Below are 16,748 nucleotides of genomic sequence, written 5' to 3'. Positions count from 1 at the left end.
CCATTCCGACAGCTCGCAGGAAACTGTCGAAGGCGGGGTGGGTCCGGTTGCGGGAGTGTCCGCGGCATGGATGCCGCGGCCAAGCCCCCAAGGGTGAGGGCGCTTTGCTTGCGAAGCACTGCTTCGCAAGCGTCCGAACGCACAGCCGCCAGCGGCTGGGCCGGACCGCGGAGCGGGGTTTACGGCGTCCCCCGCAACCGGCCCCACCCCGCCATCCCACGGGAAACCCGCTGTTGCTTCGGCTGTTGCTTCTGAGGTTGCCGGCCAGCGGCCGGCACTACGGCGGGTGCAGGGCGCAGCCCTGCCGATACCCCTCCCCCCGGCCGGGCTGGCAGAATAGACGTCTCTGCCGTTATCCGAAGCCGACGATGCGCCTCTCCCAGTTCCACCTGCACACCACCAAGGAAACCCCCAGCGACGCCGAGCTGACCAGCCACCGGCTGATGCTGCGCGCGGGCATGATCCGCAAGCTGGCATCGGGCCTGTACACCTGGTCGCCGCTGGGCCTGCGCGTGCTGCGCAAGGTCGAGCGCATCGTTCGCGAGGAAATGAACCGGGCCGGCGCGGTGGAATTCCAGATCCCGACCATCCAGCCGAAGGAACTGTGGGAGCAGACCGGCCGGTGGCAGAAGTTCGGCCCGCAGCTGCTGAAGATCAAGGACCGCAAGGACCAGGTGTTCTGCTACAGCCCGACCGCCGAAGAAGCCGCCTGCGACTTCGCGCGCAGCGAGCTGTCCAGCTACAAGCAGCTGCCGGTGAACTTCTACCAGATTCAGACCAAGTTCCGCGACGAGATCCGCCCGCGCTTCGGCGTGATGCGCGCGCGCGAATTCCTGATGAAGGACGCCTATTCGTTCCACCTGCACGATGAGTGCCTGGTGCGCGAGTACGAGAACATGAAGTCGGCCTACAGCCGCATCTTCACCCGCCTCGGCCTGGATTTCCGCATGGTGCAGGCAGACTCCGGCGCGATCGGCGGCGATGCCTCGCAGGAATTCCACGTGATCGCCGATTCCGGCGAAGACGCGCTGGTGTTCTCCACCGGTTCGGACTACGCGGCGAACATGGAGGCGGCGATCGCCGCCGATCCGGCACCGCGTGCGGCCGCCACCGAAACAATGCGCAAGGTGGATACCCCCACCCAGAAGACCTGCGAGGACGTCGCGGCCCTGCTCGGCATCGACCTGCAGCGCACGGTGAAGTCGGTGGCACTGATCGCCGGCGAAGGCGAGGCACAGCAGTTCGTGCTGGTGCTGGTGCGTGGCGACCATGAGGTCAATGAGATCAAGCTGGCCAAGGTGGCCGGGCTGGACGAGCAACGCTTCGCCAGCGAGGCGGAAATCGCCGAGCACCTGGGCAGCGTGCCAGGCTTCCTCGGCCCGGTCGCGCCGGCCAAGGCCATCCGCGTGGTCGCCGATCGCGAAGTGGCGGCAATGGCCGACTTCGTCGTCGGCGCCAACGAGGCCGGTTTCCACCTGGCCGGCGTCAACTGGGGCCGCGACCTGCCGGAACCGGAAGTGGCCGACATCCGCAACGTGCGTGCCGGCGATCGTGCCGTGGACGGCGGTGAACTGAAGATCGCCCGTGGCATCGAAGTCGGCCACGTGTTCCAGCTCGGCCGCAAGTACGCCGAAGCGCTGGATGCCACCGTGCTGGATGAAAACGGCAAGGCGGCGGTGATGGCGATGGGCTGCTACGGTATCGGTATCTCGCGCGTGGTGGCTGCCGCGATCGAACAGAACCATGACGATGCCGGCATCATCTGGCCGGACGCGATGGCGCCGTGGCAGGTCGTGGTGTGCGTGATCAACCCGAAGGGCGATTCCGCCGTGGCCGACGCTGCAGCCAATCTGCTGCAGGAGCTGCGCGACGCCGGCCTGGACGCCGCGCTCGACGATCGCGGCCTGCGCCCGGGCGCGATGTTCGCCGACATGGAACTGATCGGCATCCCGCACCGCGTGGTGGTCAGCGAACGCGGCCTGGCCGCCGGCACCTACGAGTACCGCGCGCGCCGCGCCAGCGAGGCGGAGAGCCTGGACAAGGCCACCCTGCTGCAGCGACTGCAGGGCTGACGTGGAAAGACCGGGCCTGCCCCGGTCTTTTTTTTCTGCCCGCGGCCTTCGCCGATATTGCAGCGGACATAATCCGGTCAAAATCGCCGCCACGGCGCTGGTATGCCGCCACGGCATGTCCTGCCTGCATTTGTGCTGTGATTAATTCATCTCTATTCTGTCCGCCGACGCCATGGACTGGCTTGTCCCGTCCACACATTAGTTTCCGGAGTAACCGTAAATGAGCATTGACCTGACCGGCCTGTCAGCACGCGAGCTGGGCGCCCTGATCCGTACCGCCAAGAAGCAGCAGACCATCGTCGCCAAGCGCCGGCCGATCACCAAGGTGCGCGCCCAGCTGACCAAGCTGGCCAAGACCGAGGGCTACACCATCGAGGAACTGTTCGGCGACGCCCCGGCCCCGCGCGCGCGCAAGGTGGCCAAGGTCGCCAAGGCACCGTCGAAGACCGCCGGCCGCAAGCTGGGCAAGGTTGCCCCGAAGTACCGCAACCCGGCCAACCCCAAGGAAACCTGGACCGGCCGTGGCAAGCAGCCGCGCTGGATGGCTGAACTGACCGCCAAGGGCAACAAGAAGCCGGAAGATTTCCTGATCAAGAAGGCCTGAGGCCGGATCGGGGAGCAATGAAAAACGCCGGCGAAAGCCGGCGTTTCCTGTTTGTAGAGCCGAGCCCACGCTCGGCCATCCATATGCAAAGCCGAACATGGGCTCGGCTCTACAGGGTCTTGCGCGCCGGCATCAGCAGGTTGCCGAACAGCAGGCCCGCCACCAGCGCCATCACCACGTTCAGAACGGTGAGAAACACGCTCTGGCCGGCGCCCACGTCCTGCTGCTGGACCAGGGTCAGCACGCCACGCAGGCTGGTGCTGCCGGGCACCATCATGATGATGCCCGGCAGGCGGATGATCGCGCCCGGACGCCCGACCAGGCGTCCGAACAGGTTGCCACCGGCGGTCAGCAGCATTGCCGACAGGAAGATACCGGCCGGTGCGCCCCAGGCGTGGCCGCCGAACTTGGAGATCGCATAACCGGCCACCGAGGCGGCAATCACCCACGGATAATCGCGGCGATTGGCCTTGAACAGCATCGCGAAGGCAAATGCGGCGGTCAGCAGCGAGCCCCATTCCACCCACGGCCCCTGCGGCCGCGCGGCCCGGATCACCGGATCCAGGCCGAGCACATCGGCCAGGGTCACCGCGATCATCGCGCCGACGCTGAGCTTCATGATGGTGGTCAGCGCGCCGGCAAAGCGCGCGGTACCCGATACCCAGTGCTGGCTGGCCAGCTCATTGACCGCATTGGTCAGCGACATGCCGGGCAGCAGCACCACCAGCGAGGCGATGATCACCGTATTGAGGTTGAGCGCACCAATGAACGACGCGACCAGGGTGGCGACCATGCCGGCCAGCAGCGCGGCCAGCGCCTCGGCGGCTTCGCGGGTGGCCGGGCGGCGATCGGTGACCATGCCGAGCAGGCCGATCATCAGGCCGATGACACCGGCGGTGGCGATGTCCAGCCACGGCAGCTTCCACATGCCCGCCACGCCCGCCGCGCCGAGGCTGAACGACAGGATGGTGCGCAGCTTGCCGCGCCGGCCCGGATCCTTGTCCAGCTGGCGCAGCGCAGTGTGGCCCTGGGCGATGCTCATCCGCCCGTTGGACACTTCTTCGGCGATGTGGTCGGCAACGCTGAGCTTGTGCAGGTCGTTCTCACCCGGTGCCAGGCGGATCACGCGGGTGATGTCGCTGGAGCCGATCGCCTGGGCCGGATCGCTGAAGCTGAGGATGATGCCGGTGGGATTCGACCACGGTTCACAATCCAGATCGAGCTGGCGGGCCAGTGCAACCACCGCCGTTTCCAGGCGCTGGGCCGTGGTGCCATAGCTGTGCAGGCGTCCGGCGATCTCGGAAACGAAGGCCACGCGCTGTGCGTAGGTGGCCTGGGGCGTGGGGATCGTGTGAGCATCTGCGGACATGCGCCGTAGTATTACCTACGCTGGGGCCCACCGGAGAAATTCATCCAAGTTCGACGCGAAGCCCGATACAGAACGGTTATGCTGCGACCCGAATGGCCCACGTCACCCCGAATCTCGCCCCCCAGCTCGAACAGGATGCCCACGACCCGGGCCTGATCCGCCTGTCCGGCACCTGGACCTTGAAGACCGCGCTGGCCGCGGCCGAAGTCCTGCGCGGCGTTCCCGACGCGCTGACCGGCATCGATGCCACCGGCATCGAGCAGCTCGATTCGGCCGGCGTGCTGCAGGTGCTGCGCGTGGCCCATCGCGCCGATCTCCACGAAGACGCGCTGCAGTTCCGGCCGGACCACCAGGCGCTGGTGTGCACCATCGAGGAAGTGGCCGATGACCGGCCCAAGGCCAAGCGCGATTTCGGCGTGCTGGCCGCGCTTGAGCGGCTGGGTGTCAGCGTCCACGCCACCGGCCACAACATCAAGGCCCTGTGCAGTTTCCTCGGCGAGAACCTGGTCAAGGCGGCGCGGCTGGTCAAGGAACCCCGCCGCTTCCGGCTGACCGCCACCGTGCATCAGATGGAGCAGGTCGGGCTGGATGCGGTGCCGCTGGTGGCGCTGTTGTCCTACCTGGTGGGCGCGGTGATCGCGTTCCTCGGCTCGACCATCCTGCGCGACTTCGGCGCCGAGATCTACGTGGTCGAGCTGGTCAACATCGCTTTCCTGCGCGAGTTCGCCGTGCTGCTGACCGCGATCGTGCTGGCCGGCCGTACCGCCAGCGCCTTCACCGCGCAGATCGGTGCGATGAAGGCACGCGAGGAGATCGATGCGATGCGTACGCTGGGCCTGGACCCGGTCGACCTGCTGGTGCTGCCACGCTTGCTGGCGCTGCTGGTCACCCTGCCCTTGCTGACCTTCATCGCGATGATCGCCGGCCTGGCCGGCGGCATCACCGTCGGTGCGTTCGACCTCGACATCCCGCCGCAGATGTACATCGCGCGCATGCACGAGACGATGGAAGTGCGGCACCTGCTGGTAGGCCTGTCGAAGGCGCCGGTATTCGCCCTGGTGATCGGCCTGATCGGCTGCCTGGAGGGCCTGAAGGTCGAGGGCACCGCGCAGTCGGTCGGCGAGCGCACCACCTCCAGCGTGGTGCAGACGATCTCGCTGGTGATCATCATCGACGCCTTCGCGGCGTTGTGGTTCATGCACATGGACTGGTGACATGAGCACATCCGCCCTCCCCGAATCCATCGACATGCGCGACGACCAGGGCCACGAACTGGCCATCCGCGTGCGTGGCCTGGTCAACCGGTTCGGCAGCCAGACCGTGCACGAAGACCTGGATCTGGACGTACGCCGCGGCGAAATCCTGGGCGTGGTCGGCGGCTCCGGCACCGGCAAGTCGGTGCTGATGCGCTCGATCCTCGGCCTGCGTGTGCCGGATGCTGGGCAGATCGAAGTCCTCGGCCGCGATGCGCGCGCCGACGACGCCGAGAGCCGCCTGCACATCGAACGCAATACCGGCGTGCTGTTCCAGGACGGTGCCCTGTTCTCGTCGCTGACCGTGGGTGAGAACGTCCAGGTTCCATTGAAGGAACACCACCGCGAACTGCCCGAGCGCTGGCACTACGAACTGGCGCTGCTGAAAGTGAAACTGGCCGGCCTGCCCGCCGACGCGATCAACAAGCTGCCTTCGCAGCTGTCCGGCGGCATGCGCAAGCGCGCCGGCCTGGCCCGGGCGCTGGCGCTGGATCCGCCGTTGCTGTTCCTGGACGAACCCACCGCCGGCCTCGACCCGATCGGCGCGGCGGCGTTCGACCGCCTGATCAAGACGCTGCAGGAAGCGCTGGGGCTGACCGTGTTCCTGATCACCCACGACCTGGACACGCTGTATGCGATCTGCGACCGGGTAGCGGTGATCGCCGACCGCAAGGTGGTGGCCAACGCCGCCTTGCCCGACATCGAGAAACTGGATCATCCGTGGATCCAGGAATACTTCCACGGACCCCGCGCGCGCGCCGCGCGTGGCGAACAGATCGAGAGTGCCTGAGCCATGGAAACCAAAGCCAACTACGTGCTGATCGGCGCGTTCACCCTGATCACCGGCCTGGCCCTGCTGGCCTTCGGCCTGTGGGCGGCCAAGTACTCCTCCGACCGCACCTGGCAGGAGTACCGCGTGGTGTTCCGCGAAGCGGTGACCGGCCTGTCGGTGGGCAGCCCGGTGCAGTACAACGGCATCGCGGTGGGCTCGATCACCGAACTGAACCTGGTGCCGGACGACCCGCGCCAGGTGGTCGCGCGCATCCGCCTGAACTCCAACACGCCGGTCAAGACCGATACCCGCGCCAAGCTGGCGATCACCAGCCTGACCGGCCCGTCGATCATCCAGCTCAGCGGCGGCACGCCGCAGTCGCCGGCGCTGACCACGGTCAACAAGGACCCGGCACCGATCATCCCGACCACGCCCTCGGCGCTGCAGAACATCACCGACGTGGCCAACCGCATTGTCGAGCGCATGGACCAGATCCTCAGCGACCGCAACGTGGCCTCGATCAACGCGACGCTGGCCAACCTGGAGACGATCAGCGGTGGCCTGGCCGACCGTGACCAGGGCACGCAGGCGCTGTTGCTCAGCGCGCGCGATGCCGCCCGCAGCCTGGACACCACGCTGAAGACCACCAACGGCACCATCGAGCGCCTGGACAGGAACCTGGTGCAGCAGCTGCCCGGCATCATCGACAAGCTCGACACGACCCTGGCCAAGCTCGATTCGGCCGCCGGCAACGCCGATTCGATCCTTGGCGAGAACCGCGCCGCGATCAACAGCTTTGCCAACGATGGCCTTGGCCAGCTGGGCCCGACGCTGACCGAACTGCGCGGCCTGATCCGCGACCTGCGCCGGGTCAGCGACCGCCTCGAGAACAACCCCGCGCGCTACCTGCTGGGCCGCGACGCACCGAAGGAGTTCGAACCCAAATGAGCCCGACCACCCTTCCGCGCCTGCTGCTGGCCGCTTCGATGGTCACCCTGCTGGGCGGCTGCTCCATCCTCGGCAGCAGCGAGAAAACCGCGGTGACGCTGTACTCGCCGTCCGTGCAGGTCAAGGCGGACCCGGCATGGCCGCAGGCCAGCTGGCAGCTGGTGCTGGCCAAGCCCAGCGCCGCGCGCATGGTCGACAGCCCGCGCATCAATGTGCGGCCGACACCCTCCCAGCTTGAGATCTACAAGGGGGCCAGCTGGGCGCAGCCGGCCACCGACATGATCGAGGACACCCTGCTGCGTGGCTTCGAGGATTCCGGCCGCATCCGCGGCGTGGCCCGCAGCACTGCCGGCATCCGCGCCGACTACAAGCTGTCCACCGACGTGCGTCGCTTCGAATCGGATTACCAGGGCCAGGCCACGCCGACCGTGGTGATCGAGGTCAACGCCAAGCTGATCCATGTCGCCGACCAGCGCGTGGTGGCCGACCGCACCTTCCGCCAGGCGCAGCCGGTCGGCAGCACCGACGTGCCGGCGGTGACCGCGGCGTTCGAGCGCGGCCTGCAGCAGCTGGCACAGGACGTCGTCGGCTGGACGCTGGTGAGCGGGCAGGCCGACCAACCTAACGTCGCGCGCTGATCGATCAGCGCGGCGCAATCCAGCGGAACGTCAGGTTGATGCGCTCGCCCTGCACCCGCGTCATCTTCGGCAACGCGTGCTGGTAGAAGCGCTGGGTCTGCCCGGCCATCAGCAGCAGGTCACCATGGCGAAGCACGAATTCAGCCTTGCGCGCCGGATCGTCGCGTCGGCGCAGCAGGAAACGGCGCGCCGCACCCAGGCTCAGCGACGCGATCACCGGGGCCGGCCCCAGCTCCGGCTCGTCATCGCTGTGCCAGCCCATGTAGTCGCCGCCGCCGCGATAGCGGTTCAGCAGCACGCTGTTGAAGCGGCCGTAGCCTTCGGCCCGCAGGCGCCCGCGCACGGCCTGCAACACAGGCGGCCACGGATGCGGCACGAACTCGGCACCGGAGTAGCGGTAGCGCGCCTGCGGGTCGCCGATCCAGCAGCTCAGCCGTGGCGAGTCCACCCAGTTGCCGAACATGCGGATGCGGTGGACCTCCCACCGCACGTCGGCCTGCAGCGCCCCCCTGAGCCGGTCGGCGTCGGCAGCAGCCAGCCATCCCGGCAGGTGCAGGACATCGGCATCGGGCAGGTCATGGGGGAACAGCATGGTCACACGCTAGCACGCCGCCGTTTGCCGTCATGGCCGCCAACACCGAAAATGGCGCCATGACCGTTGCCCAGATGCTGATCCCGTCCTACCGCCCGCTGTCGCGAGGCCTCACCCGATGAGCCTGCGCCAGTCGCTGTTCCCGTTGCTGCGCGCCGTGTTCCGGGCCTTGCCGTTGCCGCAGGCGCAGCGCGACCGGTTGCGCACCCGGCTGTTGGCACGGCATGGCGACTGGGTGCCGCCGCCCCCCAAGGGGCAGCAGGATGAGTGGGGCGCGCGCGCCAGTGCCCAGCTGCGCTGGCGTGCCGATGAACCGGCGATCGGCCACGTGCCATGGCGTGAGGGAGCATTGCCGTCACCCATGCCAGCGACGCTGGTCGCTTTCTACCTGCCGCAGTTCCACACCTTCCCGGAGAACGACGCCTGGTGGGGCAAGGGCTTTACCGAGTGGCGCAACGTGACCCGCGCCCTGCCGCAGTTCGAGGGTCACATCCAACCCCGCCTGCCGGCCGACCTCGGCTTCTATGACCTGCGCAACCCGCAGGTGATGCGTGACCAGGCACGCTTGGCTGCGGAGTACGGCATCGGCGCATTCTGCTTCTACTACTATTGGTTCAGCGGCCGCACCCTGATGGAGGACCCGCTGCGTCAATGGCTGGCCGATGACAGCATCGACCTGCCGTTCTGCCTGTGCTGGGCCAACGAGAACTGGGCACGACGCTGGGACGGCCGCGACGACGACATCCTGATCGGCCAGCAGCACAGCGCAGAGGACGATCTGGCCTTCATCGCACATGTCGCGCCCTACCTGCGCGACCGCCGTGCATTGAAAGTCGAGGGTCGGCCGATGCTGCTGGTCTATCGCCCGAACCTGCTGCCCGACGCCCGGGCGACTGCCGAGCGCTGGCGCCGCTGGTGCCGCGACAACGGCGTGGGAGAGATCCACCTGGCCTACGTCCAGGGCTTCGAGCGACCGGATCCGCGCGATATCGGCTTTGATGCGGCGGTCGAGTTCCCGCCCAACATGAGTAATCCGCGCTCACTTTCGGCGCAGCAGTGGCTGCTCAATCCCGACTTCAATGGCGACGTGCGCGACTGGCGCGAACTGGCCAGCGGAATCGCCGCCCGTCCCCTGCCCGATTACCCGCTCTATCCCGGGGTCAACCCCGGTTGGGACAACGAGGCCCGACGTTCCGGTCGCGGCCGCGTGTACCTGCACGCTTCACCACGTGGTTACCGTGACTGGTTGCGCACCACGATCCATGAACGCCTCTCCGCAGCACCGCAGGCGCAGCGACTGGTGTTCATAAACGCCTGGAACGAGTGGGCTGAAGGTGCCGTGCTGGAACCGGATGCCCGCCTCGGCCATGCCTGGCTGCAGGCCACCCGTGAGGCGCTGTTGCCGGCGCCGGCGCCGGCACCGCGTCCGGCACCGGCAGTACATCTCCATGCCTGGTACCTGGAAACGCTGCCGGAGGTGCTGTCCGCGCTGCGCGAGGCAGCACTGGACTGGACAATCGTAGTGACCACGCCGGCTACGCAGATCGATCAGGTTCGGCAGGCCCTGGTGGCACACGGACTTGAGGGTGAGGTGGTGGCCGTGGACAATCACGGTCGCGACATCCTGCCGTTCCTGGAGGTCGCCGAACGGCTCCTCCAGGCAGGGCACGAAGTGGTGCTCAAACTGCACACGAAACGCTCAACCCATCGCGCAGATGGCGACCAATGGCGGCAGGAACTACTGCAACGGCTGGTACAGGGCGGACGCGCCGCACGCATCCTTGCCGCCTTCCAGGCCGACCCCGGACTGGGCATGGTGGTGGCCGAAGGGCATCTGCTTCCCGTTGCCGAATTCGTCGGTGGCAATGGCCCCCTACTGGCACGGCTGCAGGCGCGGCTTGGACTGCCCCCCCCCGTGGACACCAGTCGATTCGGCGCCGGCAGTATGGGCTGGTGGCGGCTTCAGGCCCTGCGCCCAGTATTGGACGCGCACCTGTATCGCAGCGCATTCGACATCGAGCAGGGCCAGATCGATGGAACGCTGGCCCATGCCGTTGAACGTGTATTGGGTGCGTGCTGTGAACACGCTGGACTGCGCATCACGACAGCCGCAGCCTGCCTCGGCGAGGCCGATGCCAGCAGCGACGAGTACGCCTACGCCCGACGCAGCTGACATGGAGGGGGCACAACGCGCCCCCTCGCCCGTATCGATCAGTCGCGCTGGAACGCGACGCCGGTCTTTTCCTTCAGCTCTTGATCGCTGACACCCGGCGCGGCTTCCACCAGCTGCAGACCAGTATCGGTCACGTCGAACACCGCCAGGTCGGTGATGATGCGGTCGACCACGCCAACACCCGTCAACGGCAGCGTGCATTCGGCCAGGATCTTGTGCTCACCGTTCTTGGCGGTGTGCTCCATCAACACCACCACGCGCTGCACGCCGGCCACCAGGTCCATCGCGCCGCCCATGCCCTTGACCATCTTGCCGGGCACCATCCAGTTGGCCAGGTCGCCCTTGTCGGTGACCTGCATGGCACCGAGGATGGCCAGATTGACGTGTCCACCGCGGATCATCGCGAAGCTGTCGTGGCTGCCGAAGTAGCTGGCGCCCGCACGTGCGGTGACGGTCTGCTTGCCGGCATTGATCAGATCGGCGTCGACTTCAGCGTCGGTCGGGAACGGGCCGATGCCGAGCAGGCCGTTCTCCGACTGCAGCCACACGTCCACGCCTTCGGGAATGTGGTTGGCGACCAGGGTCGGCAGGCCGATGCCCAGGTTCACGTAGGCGCCATCGGTCAGTTCCTGGGCGGCACGGGCCGCCATTTCATCGCGGCTCCACGCCATGTCAGTTGCCCTCCGCGCGAATGGTGCGCTGTTCGATTCGCTTCTCGGGATGCGGGTTGTGCACGATGCGGTGCACGTAGATGCCCGGCAGGTGCACCTGGTCCGGGTCGATGGCGCCGACCGGCACGACCTCTTCAACCTCCACGATGCAGACCTTGCCGGCCATCGCGCAGGCAGGGTTGAAGTTGCGCGCGGTCTTGCGGAACACCAGGTTGCCAGCCTCGTCGGCCTTCCAGGCCTTGACCAGTGCCACGTCGGCGCGCAACGCGGTCTCCATCACGTAGTGCTTGCCATCGAACGCGCGGGTTTCCTTGCCCTCGGCCACCACCGTGCCATAGCCGGTGGCAGTGAAGAACGCAGGGATGCCCGCGCCGCCGGCACGCAGGCGCTCGGCCAGGGTGCCCTGCGGGTTGAATTCCAGCTCCAGCTCGCCGGCCAGGAACTGCCGCTCGAATTCCTTGTTCTCGCCCACGTAGGACGAAATCATCTTCTTGATCTGCCGCGTTTCCAGCAGCTGGCCCAGGCCGAAGCCATCGACGCCGGCATTGTTGGAGATCACGGTCAGGCCCTTGACGCCGCTGTCGCGCAGCGCAGCGATCAGCGCCTCGGGAATGCCGCACAGGCCAAAGCCGCCCACGGCCAGGGTCTGCCCATCGGCGACCACCCCCTGCAGGGCCTCCGCCGCACTGGCGAAGCGCTTGCTGCGCTTTCCGCCGGAAGTCGATTGCTGCATTGCTGTACTACCCTGCACGTTGAGGATGACGGCATTCTAGCTGGAGGGCGGCGAAGGGCCTGGATGCGCCGCAGCATTGACGGAGCACCGGGCGGGCATTGCGTAGAAGGGCTGATTCCACCCAGAAGGGTGCCTCATCGCCTGCGCCCCTCCATCTACGATGACGCTGACCTTCACCGACGAAGACCTGTTCCGCTGGATCGACGAATGGACACTGCAGAAAAGCGAGCAGTGTCTGGGTGGCGTGCGCAACCGGCAACTTCGCGAGGGCCTGCTGACGGCCGAGGTGCAGGGTTCGGCCAGGCATCCCTACCAGGTGGAGATCGATCTGGCCGCCAGTATGCGCACCGCGCGCAGCCGCCTGCAGAGTGCCTGCTCCTGCCCCGTCGGCCGCGCCTGCAAGCATGTGGCGGCGGTGCTGGTCTCCCACATGCTGGAACCGCTGGCCATGGATGAGAGCCCCCTGACCGAACAGGACCTGGCGCAACCGCCGCGTGCTGAACTGCTGGCGGATCTCTCGCGTTGGCAGAGCACCCGGATCCGGCCGGCCCAGCCACGCCGGAACGGTGTCATCTTCGAACTGTCCACCTACAACCATCGCCCCGCCGTGCTGGTCCGGCGCGTCAAGTACGGTGCCGATGGTGCGATCAGCCCGGGCAAGTGGATGGATATCACCGCAGACCTGCTGCTGCAGCCTCCCGCATACCTCACCCCGACTGATCTGGCGGTGATGATCCAGCTACGCACCCAGCGGCAGCCCGCGACGAAAGACGAATGGATCGACTTCGCGGCCACCCTGCAGCTGCTCGTCTCCAGCGGCCATGGCTGGGTCTCATGTGGTACGCAGGACGTGCTGGCCCGGTCGGGCGCTCCACGCCGCGGCGAACTGGGCTGGGTCGTTGACATGGCGCAGGGCGCGACGCTGCTGGAACCCACGTTGAGCGTGGAGGGCGGCGCCAGAGGCGTGGTCCTGGGCCGGAGTGCGTGCTATCTGGACCCGGTCACCGGCGAGGTCGGTCCACTGCAGCTGGATGTCAGGCCCGAAGACGCCGACGCGTTCCTGAGCCTGCCCAGTTTGTTACCCAATGAAGCGTCGGTGGTCGCACAGATACTGCAGCAGATCGACCCTGCGCTGCCGCGCCCCGGTGCAAGCGACACGCTGCCCACCCTGCAGATCACTTCGATGATTCCCGTGCTGCGCCTGCATACGATCGAGTTCCGTCCGGCATGGCTTGGCCGCGGCGACGCTTCGCAATGGGCCGATATCGCGACCGTGGCCTTCGAATACGACGAGCACATCCGGTTCCTGGACGATCCGAGCCTGTTCGCACACGATCCGGAGGGCCAGCTTGCCCTGCTGCCCCGCGACCTGGCTGAGGAATCACGGCGTGAGGCCGAGCTGCGCACGGTGGGACTGCATCGCGACACGGCTCCGCGGGCGCCATTGGAGGGCGCAGGACCTCAGTTCCAGCTGCGCACCCATGACTGGACACGGTTTCTGCTGGACGACGTGCCGCGCCTGGAAGCCTTGGGCTGGAAGGTGGAGACGGACGACGATTTCCGCCATCGCATCACCCGGGTGGATGTGATCGACCTGGACATCCAGGCGGACCCGGCGGATGCGGGCTGGTTCAACCTGGGCCTGGACATCCAGGTGGAAGGCCGCAACGTGTCGATGGTTCCGCTGCTGCAGCAGGTGCTGCAGTCCGATCCCCGCTGGATGCGTGGCCAGCTGGACGCCATCGGCGACGATGAGAACATCCTGTTGACGACGGGCGACAACACGTGTCTGGCACTGCGGGCCGCACGGCTGAAGCCGATCATGGCCCTGTTGGCGGACCTGTTCGCCCAGCGCGGGGCGCCGCTGCGCCTGTCTGCGCTTGACCGTGGCCGCCTGCAGGCGCTGCAGGACACGGCGCACCTGCAGTTCCGGGGGCGCAAGGACACCCAGGCGATGGTGCAGCGGCTGATGCAGGCACCCGCATTGGGTGAAGTGCCGCCGCCGGCAGGGCTGGTGGCAACGCTGCGTCCCTATCAGCGCGAAGGCCTGTCGTGGCTGCAGTACCTGCGCCAGCAGGGCTTGGGGGGCGTGCTGGCCGATGACATGGGGCTGGGCAAGACCGTACAGACGCTGGCGTATGTGCTGGTCGAGAAGGAAGCCGGCCGCCTGGACCGTCCAGCGCTGCTGGTGGTGCCCACTTCGCTGCTGCACAACTGGCAGAGCGAAGCGGCACGCTTCACCCCGGGCCTGCGCGTGCTGACCCTGCATGGACCGGCACGTGAAACGCTGTTCGAGGCGATTCCCGGGCACGACCTTGTACTCACTACCTACCCTCTGCTGTGGCGCGACGAGCAGGCGCTGCAGGCACATGCCTACCATCTGCTGATTCTGGATGAAGCCCAGCAGGTGAAGAATCCGAAGTCTCGCGCGGCCATCACCCTGCGCACGCTGCAGGCGCGTCACCGGCTGTGCCTGACCGGCACGCCGCTGGAAAACCACCTGGGCGAACTGTGGACGCAGTTCGACTTCCTGCTGCCCGGCCTGCTCGGCAGCGAGAAGCAGTTCAACCAGCATTGGCGCCATCCGATCGAACGTGGCAGCGACCACCGTCGCGCCACGTTGCTGGCGCAGCGTCTGCGTCCCTTCATCCTGCGCCGGCGCAAGGACCAGGTCGCGTCAGAGCTTCCGCCCAAGACCCTCATTACCCGCGCGGTGGACATGGAGGGCGGCCAGCGTGATCTCTATGAAACCGTGCGTGCGGCAATGGAAAAGCAGGTACGCGAGGCCATCAGCGGCAGCGGGCTGGCGCGCAGCCATATCGTGGTGCTGGATGCCCTGCTGAAGCTGCGCCAGGTCTGCTGCGATCCGCGCCTGCTGCCGGGCGACGCCCCGGCACGCAATGCCGGCTCGGCCAAGCTGGAGCTGCTGCGCGACATGCTGCCGTCGATGGTCGAGGAAGGCCGGCGGGTTCTGGTGTTCTCGCAGTTCACTGGCATGCTGGCACTGATCGCGCAGGCGCTGGAGGAGCTCGGGCTGGCCTATGTGACCCTGACCGGCGACACCCAGGATCGGGCCTCGCCCGTGCAGCGCTTCATGCAGGGCGAGGTGCCGGTGTTCCTGATCAGCCTGAAAGCAGGTGGCGTCGGGTTGAACCTGACCGCCGCCGATACCGTCATCCACTTCGATCCGTGGTGGAACCCGGCGGCCGAAAACCAGGCCAGCGATCGCGCCCATCGCATTGGCCAGCAGCAGCCGGTGTTCGTTTACCGGCTGATCGCCGCAGGCAGCATCGAAGAACGGATTGCCGAGCTGCAGGAGCGCAAGGCCACGCTGGCCGACTCCATTCTCGAAGGCGGCGGCGCTACGGGGCCGCGCTTCAGCGAAGAAGACGTGCAGGCGCTACTGGCGCCGTTGCCGGGCCTGCCCGGCAAGCGTCTGCGTAAAGCGGGCAAGCGGTCGACGCGAACCTGACCCTCGGACGCCAGTCACGTGGCGTTGCGGCATGGAAACGATTCCCATACAGGACTGGGACTACAATCGTGGGCTGAGTTCCCCAAGGATCCCGATCAATGCCCCTGCCCGCCTTCAAGGCCTATGACATCCGCGGCCGCGTGCCGGAAGAACTGAACGAAGATCTGGCCCGCCGCATCGGCGTGGCGCTGGCGGCGCAGCTTGCGCCGGGCCCGGTGGTACTGGGCCACGACGTGCGCCTGACCAGCCCCGCGCTGCAGGATGCATTGGCCGCAGGCCTGCGCGGTACCGGGCGCGAGGTGATCGACATCGGACTGTGCGGCACGGAAGAAGTCTATTTCCAGACCGACCATCTGGGCGCGGCCGGCGGCGTGATGGTCACCGCCAGCCACAACCCGATGGACTACAACGGCATGAAGCTGGTCAAGGAGAACGCGCGGCCGATCAGCTCCGATACCGGCCTGTTCGCGATTTCCGATGCGGTCGCCGCCGACACGTCCGAGGCGCAACCGCCGCGTGCCGCGCAGAGCGCCCGGCACGACAAGAGCGCGTATATCCAGCATCTGCTGAGCTATGTCGATGCTGGCAAGCTGCGCCCACTGAAGCTGGTGGTCAACGCCGGCAACGGCGGCGCCGGTGCCATCGTCGACCTGCTGGCACCGCACCTGCCGTTCGAATTCATCCGCATCTGCCATGAACCGGACGGCAGCTTCCCCAACGGCATTCCCAACCCGCTGCTGCCGGAGAACCGCGCCGCCACTGCCGACGCGGTGCGCGAACACGGCGCCGATTTCGGCATTGCCTGGGATGGTGACTTCGACCGTTGCTTCTTCTTCGACCACACCGGCCGCTTCATCGAGGGCTACTACCTGGTCGGCCTGCTGGCCAAGGCAATCCTGGCGCGCAACCCCGGCGGCAAGGTCGTGCACGACCCGCGCCTGGTCTGGAACACCGTGGACATGGTCGAACAGGCCGGCGGCGTACCGGTGCAGTGCAAGAGCGGCCACGCCTTCATCAAGGAAAAGATGCGCGCCGAAGACGCGGTGTACGGCGGCGAGATGAGCGCCCACCACTATTTCCGCGAGTTCGCCTATGCCGACTCGGGCATGATCCCGTGGCTGTTGATCGCCCAGCTGGTTTCCGAAAGCGGGCGCTCGCTGGCCGATTGGGTCGAAGACCGCATGTCCGCCTATCCGTGCAGTGGCGAGATCAACTTCAAGGTGGCCGATGCCAAGGCCGCCGTCGCGCGCGTGATGGAGCATTTCGCGGCGCAGTCGCCCACGCTGGACCACACCGATGGCATCAGTGCCGACTTCGGCGACTGGCGCTTCAACCTGCGCAGCTCCAACACCGAGCCGCTGCTGCGCCTGAATGTTGAAGCCCGGGGCGATGCCGCGCTGATGCAGGCGCGCACCGACGACATCTCCCGCCTCATCCAGCAGTAACCGAGG

The 16,748-nt window shown here is 67.1% G+C and carries 13 protein-coding genes; 9 read left to right on the top strand and 4 right to left on the bottom strand.

Annotated elements, in window-relative coordinates; translation table 11 throughout:
- Nucleotides 1-368: 368 nt before the first annotated feature.
- Together AC5P74_RS12040 and AC5P74_RS12035 are read left to right on the top strand one after the other, a co-directional pair.
- Nucleotides 369-2,072 (top strand): proline--tRNA ligase, encoded by a 1,704-nt coding sequence (locus AC5P74_RS12040; protein WP_346607681.1) that lies wholly within the window; start codon nt 369-371, stop codon nt 2,070-2,072.
- Between the two features lie 220 nt (nt 2,073-2,292).
- Complete coding sequence (locus AC5P74_RS12035; RefSeq protein ID WP_005415203.1) at nt 2,293-2,676, top strand: H-NS histone family protein; 384 nt, start codon at nt 2,293-2,295, stop codon at nt 2,674-2,676.
- 109 nt (nt 2,677-2,785) lie between these two features.
- On the opposite strand, the gene AC5P74_RS12030 is transcribed toward AC5P74_RS12035, so the two are convergent.
- On the bottom strand, nt 2,786-4,045 hold the full coding sequence (locus AC5P74_RS12030) for a threonine/serine exporter family protein (protein ID WP_005415202.1): 1,260 nt from the start codon (nt 4,043-4,045) through the stop codon (nt 2,786-2,788).
- A 92-nt stretch (nt 4,046-4,137) separates the two neighbouring features.
- On the opposite strand from AC5P74_RS12030, the gene AC5P74_RS12025 reads away from it, so the two are divergent.
- From AC5P74_RS12025 to AC5P74_RS12010, 4 genes are read left to right on the top strand one after another with little or no spacing between them, the layout of a single operon-like run.
- A complete protein-coding gene (locus AC5P74_RS12025; protein ID WP_065179137.1) occupies nt 4,138-5,259 on the top strand; it encodes an MlaE family ABC transporter permease in 1,122 nt (373 codons plus the stop codon).
- 1 nt (nt 5,260) lies between these two features.
- Nucleotides 5,261-6,088 (top strand): ABC transporter ATP-binding protein, encoded by an 828-nt coding sequence (locus AC5P74_RS12020; protein ID WP_005415200.1) that lies wholly within the window; start codon nt 5,261-5,263, stop codon nt 6,086-6,088.
- A 3-nt stretch (nt 6,089-6,091) separates the two neighbouring features.
- Entirely contained in the window at nt 6,092-7,018 is a 927-nt protein-coding gene (locus AC5P74_RS12015) for an MlaD family protein (RefSeq protein ID WP_005415199.1), read from the top strand.
- Entirely contained in the window at nt 7,015-7,656 is a 642-nt protein-coding gene (locus AC5P74_RS12010) for an ABC-type transport auxiliary lipoprotein family protein (RefSeq protein WP_049440685.1), read from the top strand. The genes AC5P74_RS12015 and AC5P74_RS12010 overlap by 4 nt, the downstream gene beginning before the upstream one ends.
- Nucleotides 7,657-7,660: 4 nt before the next feature.
- Here the strand turns inward: AC5P74_RS12010 and AC5P74_RS12005 are convergent, their stop codons facing one another.
- The gene (locus AC5P74_RS12005) at nt 7,661-8,248 is read right to left on the bottom strand and encodes an alpha-ketoglutarate-dependent dioxygenase AlkB family protein (RefSeq protein WP_329842790.1); all 588 of its coding nucleotides are present in this window, start codon (nt 8,246-8,248) and stop codon (nt 7,661-7,663) included.
- A 118-nt stretch (nt 8,249-8,366) separates the two neighbouring features.
- Here AC5P74_RS12005 and AC5P74_RS12000 point away from each other — a divergent pair, with 118 nt between their 5' ends.
- Nucleotides 8,367-10,421: a glycoside hydrolase family 99-like domain-containing protein gene (locus AC5P74_RS12000; protein ID WP_495204950.1), complete on the top strand. Its 2,055-nt coding sequence runs from the start codon at nt 8,367-8,369 to the stop codon at nt 10,419-10,421.
- A 38-nt stretch (nt 10,422-10,459) separates the two neighbouring features.
- On the opposite strand, the gene AC5P74_RS11995 is transcribed toward AC5P74_RS12000, so the two are convergent.
- The gene (locus AC5P74_RS11995; protein ID WP_495204949.1) at nt 10,460-11,092 is read right to left on the bottom strand and encodes a CoA transferase subunit B; all 633 of its coding nucleotides are present in this window, start codon (nt 11,090-11,092) and stop codon (nt 10,460-10,462) included.
- A gap of 1 nt (nt 11,093) precedes the next feature.
- A complete protein-coding gene (locus AC5P74_RS11990; RefSeq protein WP_329842794.1) occupies nt 11,094-11,825 on the bottom strand; it encodes a CoA transferase subunit A in 732 nt (243 codons plus the stop codon).
- 160 nt (nt 11,826-11,985) lie between these two features.
- Here AC5P74_RS11990 and AC5P74_RS11985 point away from each other — a divergent pair, with 160 nt between their 5' ends.
- Both AC5P74_RS11985 and AC5P74_RS11980 read left to right on the top strand, forming a co-directional pair.
- On the top strand, nt 11,986-15,297 hold the full coding sequence (locus tag AC5P74_RS11985) for a DEAD/DEAH box helicase (RefSeq protein WP_495204948.1): 3,312 nt from the start codon (nt 11,986-11,988) through the stop codon (nt 15,295-15,297).
- A gap of 98 nt (nt 15,298-15,395) precedes the next feature.
- A complete protein-coding gene (locus AC5P74_RS11980; protein WP_188248445.1) occupies nt 15,396-16,742 on the top strand; it encodes a phosphohexomutase domain-containing protein in 1,347 nt (448 codons plus the stop codon).
- The last annotated feature ends 6 nt before the right edge of the window (nt 16,743-16,748 follow it).

The organism is Stenotrophomonas sp. YJH_SMC_94-11, assembly GCF_059370435.1.
The sequence above is the reverse complement of the archived record's forward strand: the minus strand, read 5'-3'. Positions and strand labels throughout refer to the sequence as shown.